Genomic DNA, 7315 nt, shown 5'->3' with positions numbered 1-7315 from the left:
CGCCCCCACCCGACATGGGATGAAGTGCCCGTATCGCTCCCGATGGCAACCACCTCGTAACCCGCAACCCCCTGTCGCGCTACGCGCGTTGACTTTAGGCTGCGCTCGGCGGAATCGCCCTTTCAGTCGTCTCACACCACCCCCAGGGGGACACGTGTCAGCCACACCCCATCCACGCAGGCCCGGACGGCGCGCCACGCGCGTGCTCGCCGCGGCCGCCTCGCTCGCCACCCTCGGCGCGCTGGCCGCCGCGCTTCCCGCGAGCGCCGGTCAGGACCACGCGGCCGGGGGCAAGGGCGGCAAGAAGCGCACGGTGGACGTGCAGCTGCTGTCGTTCAACGACTTCCACGGGAACCTCCAGCCGCCCGCCGGTTCGTCCGGGCAGGTGACGGAGAAGCAGCACGACGGGACCGAGAAGAAGATCGACGCCGGTGGCGTCGAGTACCTCGCCACCTCGCTGCGCACCGCCCGCAAGGCCCACCCCTACAGCGTCACCGCCGCCGCCGGTGACCTGATAGGCGCGAGCCCGCTGCTCTCCGGCCTCTTCCACGACGAGCCCACGATCCAGGCGATGAACAAGCTGGACCTGGACGTCAGCAGCGTCGGCAACCACGAGTTCGACGAGGGCGCCAAGGAGCTGGCCCGCATACAGAACGGCGGCTGCCACCCCAAGGACGGCTGCTTCGAGAAGGACGCGAAGGGCAAGCCCAAGCAGTTCGAGGGCGCCGACTACCCCTACCTCGCCGCGAACGTGACGGACGAGAAGACCGGCAAGCCCATCCTCAAGCCCTACTGGGTGTGGAAGCACAAGGGCGTGAAGGTCGGCTTCATCGGCGTCACCCTCGAAGGCACCCCGGACATCGTCTCCGCCGAGGGCATCAAGGGCCTGAAGTTCCACGACGAGATCAAGACGGTCAACAAGTACGCCAAGATCCTCGACAAGCAGGGCGTGAAGTCCATCGTCACGCTCATCCACGAGGGCGGCGCCCCCGCCAGCCAGACGTACAACTACGACTGCGACGCCCCGGGCGCGGGCGACGGCATCTCAGGCCCCATCACCGACATAGCCAAGGGCATCACGCCCAAGGTCGACGCGCTCGTCACCGGCCACACGCACGCCGCGTACGTCTGTACGATCCCCGACCCCGCGGGCAAGCCCCGCATGGTGACCTCGGCCTCCTCCTACGGGAAGCTCTACACCGACACCACGCTCACGTACGACCGCAAGACCAAGGACATCGTGCGTACGAGCGTGAAGTCGGCGAACCACGTGGTCAGCAGGGAGCAGGCGAAGGCCCCCGACATGACCTCGCTGATCAACCGCTGGGACAAGCTGGCCGCGCCCATCGCCAACAGGCCCGTCGGTTACATCTCCGGGGACATCCCCGGCCGCGGCGCCGGTGTGCCGGAGTCCCCGCTCGGCGACCTCATCGCGGACGCGCAGCTCGCGCACGCCAAGTCGCTCGACCCCGAGGCCGATCTCGCGCTGATGAACCCGGGCGGCATCCGCTCCGACCTGGTCCACAAGGCGAGCGGCAGTGAGGGGGACGGCGTCGTCACGTATGGCGAGGCGTTCACCGTGCAGCCCTTCAGCAACACCGTCAATCTCGTCGACCTGACCGGCGCGCAGCTCGTCACCGCTCTGAAGCAGCAGGTCAGTGGGGCCAACGAGGCCTCCCCGAAGATCCTTCAGGTGTCGGCGGGCCTGACGTACACCCTCGACATGACGAAGACCGGCGCGGACCGTGTCGTCACCGACTCCATCAAGCTGAACGGCAAGGCGCTCGACCCGGCGGCAACCTACCGCGTCGCCCTGAACTCCTTCCTCGCGGGCGGCGGCGACGGCCTGCCCGAGCTGGGCAAGGGCACGAAGCCGCTCGTGGGCGCCGACGACCTGAAGGCGTTCAACGACTATCTGGCCGCCAACTCCTCGGCGGAGAAGCCGATCGCGCCGCCGAAGGCGGACCGGATCACGATCGTGAAGTAGCGCTCACTTCAGCGCCTACTGGAGGTAAGGCTTGGGGTGGGGTGTGAACGTATGGTGAGATCATCTGATGCGTTCCCCCCACCGCATAACCACGCAGCCCCCTCCGGACGAACCCTCCACCGCCCCCAAGAAGCCCTACAACAACCCGTACGACGAGCTTGCGGCCCTCGCGCCGAACCCTCTGGAGGAGTTCCTTCACGAGGAGAAGCGGGCCGATGACGCGAACGACGCTCCGTGGACGCCGCCCAACCACCGCCGTGGCAGCCGCCGTCGGAGCCGGGGCCGCGGCCAGGGCCGCAGCCAGGGCCGCAGCCGTGCCCGCCGCCGCTTCGCCGGGCTGCCGCTCGCCGCGAAGGCCCTGGTCGCCCTCCTCGTCGCCGCCGCCTTCCTCGCCCTCGGCGACCGCTGGGTACTGCTCTACGCCGAGCACGAGGCCGGGGAGAAGCTCAAGGAGCAGATGGACCTGAGCGCGGCGCCCGAGGTCGACATCGAGGGGTTCCCGTTCCTCACCCAGGTGCTCGACAAGCGCCTGGACCAGGTGAAGGTGACCGTCCCGGACGTCGCGGCCGACCGCGTCTCGCTCGCCAAGGTCTCCGCGACCGCCACGGACATCACCGTCCTCGGCGAGGGGCCCACGTCCATCAAGGGCGCCCGCATCGGCGCGATGACCGGCGAAGTACTGCTCTCCTTCGAGGATCTGAACCGTGAACTCGGCGCCTCCCAGGTCACGTTCACGGGCCGTGGCGGCGATCAGGTCCTCGCGCGCGGCACGCTGCCCGTCGCCGGGCACGATCTGAAGGTACGGGCCGACGCCCGCATCCAGCGCAACGGCGAGCGCGGCATCTCCACCGACATCGGCGGCATGAGCCTGCAACTGGGCGACCTGGCGACGTACCGCCCGGGCACGCGCGAGAAGGAAGGCCTGCACCTGTCGCGCAGCTCGGCTGACCGGGTGGCCAAGGAGACGGCCAAGGCGAAGGCGCTGCTGTCCGTGCCCGCGATCGTGAAGCGGCTCGGTGTTCCGGAGTCCGTGGTGCGCGAGGCGCTGAAGAGCGACGCCAAACTCAACGAACTCACCGGTTCACCGCGCTTCGTGGACGACGTGATGGGCCTCAACCTCATCGACGTGGCGATGGGCCACCCCGCCCTGCTCAAGAAGCTCGGCCTCGACCCCGCTCTCCTCAAGGGCCTCTCCCGGCTCACCCGCCCCGCCCTGGCCGACCGCCTCACCCTCGCCTTCCAGCTGCCGGAGCTGCCGGGGAAGGCGACGGGCACGGTGGCGCTGCGGGACGTGACGGTGGAGAAGGAGGGCATCCGGGTGCGGCTCACGGGGGCGGGGCTCGGCTTCGGCCCGTAGGCCCGCTGCGCCCTGACCGGCGGACTCGGTCACTTGGCCGCTTCGAGGGCGGCGCGCCACGCCGGGCTGTCCACGTAGTGGTTGTCGTACTGCTCGGAGGAGTCCTTGATCTCCTGCGGGCTCGCCTCGCCCCGCATCACGCGGCCGAGCAGCCGGAGGTAGTCGAAGCGGGGCATGCCCGGCGTGAAGACGAACAGGACGTCGGCCTCGTGGCCGGGGGCGGCGGCGAAGGCGTGCGGGGTGTGCGGCGGCACGAGCAGGAAGTCGCCCTGCTCCAGGACCTCGACCTTGTCGTCGACGAGCACCTGGAGGGCGCCGCCGATGACGAAGAACAGCTCCGAGGCCTTGGTGTGGAAGTGGGCGGGGGCGCCGACGGCTCCCTCGGCGAAGGTCGACCGGTAGCTGGTGACCGAGCTGCCGTCGGTCCCGCAGTCGGCGAGCAGGGTCATGACGCTGCTGGGGTCACTGGTGGTCTCGGCGGTGGTGGCGCGGGTCAGGACGGGCTTGAGTATGCCGGCGTTCATGGTTGTTCTCCCTGCTCAGGGGCGGTGGCCGGGGTTTCCCTCGCGGCCTTGTGAGTACGACTCTATGCCGCCAATTGGCCCCGAGCAGGGTGCAGTTACGAGCAGAAAAGACCGGTCAATTGCTGGTCGGGTGCCGGTCAGTCACCGCTCGGTCACCGGTCAACCCAGCATGCCCGGCGGGGGAGTGGAGGCGCCCGGCAGCCGTACGGAGGCCACCGTGCCGCCGCCGTCCGCCGCGCTCAGGGAGGCCTCGCCGCCGGACTGGCCGACCGTGCGGGCCACGATGGAGAGGCCGAGGCCCGAACCCGGCAGGCTCCGGGCCGAGGGAGAGCGCCAGAAGCGGTCGAAGACGTGCGGGAGTTCCTCCGCGGGGATGCCGGGACCGTGGTCGCGCACGGTCAGCTCGCCCTCCTTCAGGGCGACCTCGATCGTGGAGCCGGGCGGGCCGAACTTCACCGCGTTGTCCAGGATGTTGACCACGGCACGCTCCAGCGGCGCGGGCTCCGCGCGGACGTACCAGGGGGCCAGGTCGGCGGTGAAGGTCAGCTCCGGGCCGCGCAGCCTGGCCCGTTCCAGCGCCACCTCCACGATGTCGTGCAAGGCGATGACCTGCACCTTTGCCCCGCCGTGCGCCGCGTCGGGGCGGGACAGCTCCTGCAAGTCGCCGATGAGCGCGGCGAGTTCGGTCATCTGTGCCTTGACGGAGGCGAGCAGCGCCCTGCGGTCGTCGGGCGGGATGGCCCGCCCGGTGTCCTCGCTGCGGGCCAGCAGCTCGATGTTCGTACGCAGGGAGGTGAGCGGGGTGCGCAGTTCGTGACCGGCGTCGGCGATCAGCTGCTGCTGGAGGTCGCGGGAGGAGGCCAGGGAGGCGGTCATCGAGTTGAAGGACGCGGAGAGCCGGGCGATCTCGTCGTCGCCGTCCACGGGGATACGGAGGTCGAGGTCTTCCGTGCGGGCCACGTGCTCCACGGCCTCGGTGAGCCGGTCCACGGGCCGCAGCCCGGTGCGGGCCACCCAGAGACCGGCGGCACCGGCGCCGAGAATGCCGATGCCGCCTACGGCGGTGAGGAGCAGGGCGAGGTTGTCGAGGGTGTCGTCGACCTCGCTGAGGGGGCGGGCCACGGAGACGGCGAGCGCGCTGCCCTGTAGCGGGTAGGTGAGGACGCGGTACTCGGTGCCGTCGGACGCGGTCGTGTTGTGGAAGGCCTGCGGTTTCTCGCGGAGGGCGACCTCGGTGTCCACGTCCTTGAGCGCGAGGTCCTGCTTGCCGAGGACGGCACAGCTGCCGCCGGACTGGTCGACCACCTGCACGATCTGCTCGAGCAGGTTGGGCGCGTCGACGATCGTGCGGCGGCACTGGCCGTTCTCGTCGATCATGTCGCGCACCCAGCTGTCACGGACGCGGTTCTCGTTCAGCGCGTCGTCCAGCGAACTGACCAGCGTGTCGCGCACGACGAACCAGCAGACCGCCGCCGCCATCGCCACGGCGACCGCCACCGCCGTCGCCACAAGCAGCGCAAGCCGGGACCGCAGCGGAAGCCGGCGGAACCACAGTACGAGGCCGCTCACTCGCCGCCCCTCAGCACGTACCCGACACCCCGCACCGTGTGCACGAGCCGTGGCTCGCCGCCCGCTTCCGTCTTGCGGCGCAGATACATCACGTACACGTCGAGGGAGTTGGAGGTCGGCTCGAAGTCGAAGCCCCAGACGGCCTTGAGGATCTGCTCACGGGTGAGGACCTGGCGGGGGTGGGCGAGGAACATCTCCAGGAGGGTGAACTCCGTGCGGGTCAGCTCGACCGTGCGCCCGCCCCGCGTGACCTCGCGCGTCGACAGGTCCATCCGCAGGTCGGCGAAGGCGAGCGTGTCGCCCTCCTGCGCCTGGCCCGCCGCGGCCGCGTACGAGCTGCGCCTGAGCAGGGCCCGGATGCGGGCGAACAGCTCGTCCAGCTCGAACGGCTTGACCAGGTAGTCGTCGGCGCCCGCGTCGAGCCCCGTGACGCGGTCGCCGACCGTGTCGCGCGCGGTCAGCATCAGGATCGGCGTGGTCGAGCCGGTGGCGCGGAGCCTGCGGGCGGCGGTGAGGCCGTCCATGCGGGGCATCTGGATGTCGAGCACCACGAGGTCGGGGCGGTAGGCGGCGGCCTTCTCCAGCGCGTCGGCGCCGTCGACGGCGACCTCGGTGCCGTATCCCTCGAAGGCGAGGCTGCGGCGCAACGCCTCACGCACGGCGGGCTCGTCGTCCACGATCAGGATGCGCAGCTGCTCACGGTCACCGGCGCGGTCGCCTTCGGCGGGGCTCATGGGCTTCGGACTTCCTCGGGGCAGGGGCGGAAACGGGGCCGGTATCAGCCTCGCACGCGGGCGCGGGAGGCGCGGGTCAGGTCTTCGAGCCGGACCGGAGCTTGCCGAGGTCGTCCTTGACGGTGTTGATGGGGATGGCGAAGCCGAGGCCGACGCTGCCGGATCCCGACTCGGCGCCCGCCTGCGTCGAACTGGGCGAGTACATCGCGGAGTTGATGCCGATGATGTTGCCGTTCATGTCGATGAGGGCGCCGCCGGAGTTGCCGGGGTTGAGGGAGGCGTCGGTCTGGAGCGCCTTGTACGTGGTCTTCGACGAGCCGGTGTCGCCGTTGAACTCCTGCCCGCCGAACTCGAACGGCCAGCCGCCCTGCGGGCTCCGCGGCTGCTCCTGCCCCTCGCCGGTGGAGACGGTGACGTCCCGGTCGAGGGCGGAGACGATGCCGCTGGTGACGGTGCCGGTCAGGCCCTCGGGGGAGCCGATGGCGACGACCTCGTCGCCGACCTTGACGTGGTCGGAGTCGCCGAGGGTGGCCGCCTTGAGCCCGGAGGCGTCCTTGAGCTGGATGAGCGCGAGGTCCTTCTTGCTGTCGGTGCCGACGACCTCGGCGTCGTACGTCTTGCCGTCGTGCGTCCGCACCTTGATCGAGGTGGCGCCGGCGATGACGTGGTTGTTCGTGATGACCTCGCCGTCGCTCCTGGTGATCACGCCGGAGCCGGTGGACTTGCCCTGGGCGGTGGTGGCGCTGATCTCGACGATGCTGGGGCTGACCGCCTCGGCGACGCCGGAGACGGTGCCCTTCTGGCTGGTGGGCACGACGTCGGTGCTGGTGGCGGAGGAGGTGGCGCCCTGGTCGGTGAGGGTCTGGACCGCGTACGCGGTGCCGCCGCCGACCGCTGCGGCCGCGATGGCGACGGCGGCGAGGAGGGCGACGGGGCCCTTGGCGCGGCGGCGCCTCGGCGCGGGCCCGGTCCGTGCTGCCTCCGGCGCGTGGGCGGGCGGGGGCGGCCAGGCGCCCTGCGTACCGCCGTGGTGCACAGGCGCGGGCGACTGCTGCGGGGGGTACTCGCCGCTTGGGCGGAAGGTCTCGGTCATGCCAATGAGATTGACCGGCGTAGATGAGAGGGGGCTTAGTACGTCCTGAGA

6 protein-coding genes are annotated in these 7315 nt (G+C 70.6%); 2 read left to right on the top strand and 4 right to left on the bottom strand.

The genetic code is table 11. The annotated features are described in order from the left end of the window. Positions 1–154 precede the first annotated feature (154 nt). Complete coding sequence (locus GKQ77_RS23475) at positions 155–1987, top strand: bifunctional metallophosphatase/5'-nucleotidase (RefSeq protein ID WP_219690910.1); 1833 nt, start codon at positions 155–157, stop codon at positions 1985–1987. Between the two features lie 67 nt (positions 1988–2054). Then, complete coding sequence (locus GKQ77_RS23470; RefSeq protein WP_219690909.1) at positions 2055–3344, top strand: LmeA family phospholipid-binding protein; 1290 nt, start codon at positions 2055–2057, stop codon at positions 3342–3344. A 29-nt stretch (positions 3345–3373) separates the two neighbouring features. On the opposite strand, the gene GKQ77_RS23465 is transcribed toward GKQ77_RS23470, so the two are convergent. The 4 genes from GKQ77_RS23465 to GKQ77_RS23450 form a co-directional block, all read right to left on the bottom strand. After that, on the bottom strand, positions 3374–3868 hold the full coding sequence (locus tag GKQ77_RS23465; RefSeq protein ID WP_219690908.1) for a cupin domain-containing protein: 495 nt from the start codon (positions 3866–3868) through the stop codon (positions 3374–3376). Positions 3869–4027: 159 nt separating this feature from the next. Continuing rightward, positions 4028–5437 carry a sensor histidine kinase gene (locus GKQ77_RS23460; RefSeq protein ID WP_219690906.1) on the bottom strand — a complete coding sequence of 470 codons (1410 nt, stop codon included), beginning with the start codon at positions 5435–5437 and terminating at the stop codon, positions 4028–4030. Then, entirely contained in the window at positions 5434–6171 is a 738-nt protein-coding gene (locus GKQ77_RS23455; protein WP_125513681.1) for a response regulator transcription factor, read from the bottom strand. Before GKQ77_RS23455 ends, GKQ77_RS23460 begins: the two co-directional genes overlap by 4 nt. Before the next feature lie 76 nt (positions 6172–6247). Continuing rightward, on the bottom strand, positions 6248–7264 hold the full coding sequence (locus GKQ77_RS23450; protein ID WP_219690905.1) for a S1C family serine protease: 1017 nt from the start codon (positions 7262–7264) through the stop codon (positions 6248–6250). Positions 7265–7315: the final 51 nt, after the last annotated feature.

It is taken from the genome of Streptomyces anatolicus, from assembly GCF_019400875.1.
Classification (GTDB): Bacteria; Actinomycetota; Actinomycetes; order Streptomycetales; family Streptomycetaceae; genus Streptomyces; species Streptomyces anatolicus.
This window is presented reverse-complemented; position numbering and strand designations above follow the sequence as displayed.